Source organism: Acinetobacter geminorum (assembly GCF_013009345.1).
In the GTDB taxonomy this organism is placed as follows: Bacteria; Pseudomonadota; Gammaproteobacteria; order Pseudomonadales; family Moraxellaceae; genus Acinetobacter; species Acinetobacter geminorum.
In genome coordinates, this window is record NZ_JABELE010000070.1 from 1 (window position 1) to 251 (window position 251).

Consider the following 251-nt stretch of genomic DNA (forward strand, 5'->3'; position numbering starts at 1 on the left):
GCTGGTGCAGATCGGCGTCGCCACGCTGCTTGGCATCGGCCTGGCCAAGCTGCTCGGCTGGAGCTTCGGCGGCGGCCTGGTATTCGGCCTGAGCCTGTCGGTGGCCAGTACCGTGGTGCTGTTGCGCGCCCTGGAGCAGCGCCAGTTGCTGGACACCAAGCGTGGCAGGATCGCCATCGGCTGGCTGATCGTCGAGGACCTGGCGATGGTCCTGACCCTGGTGCTCCTGCCGGCGCTCGCCGGCACCCTCG

At 69.7% G+C, this 251-nt stretch carries 1 protein-coding gene; it reads left to right on the forward strand.

The window, feature by feature from the left end:
* The coding region (locus HJG58_RS18735) for a cation:proton antiporter domain-containing protein (RefSeq protein ID WP_170249809.1) at positions 1-251 on the forward strand (251 nt) is incomplete at both ends.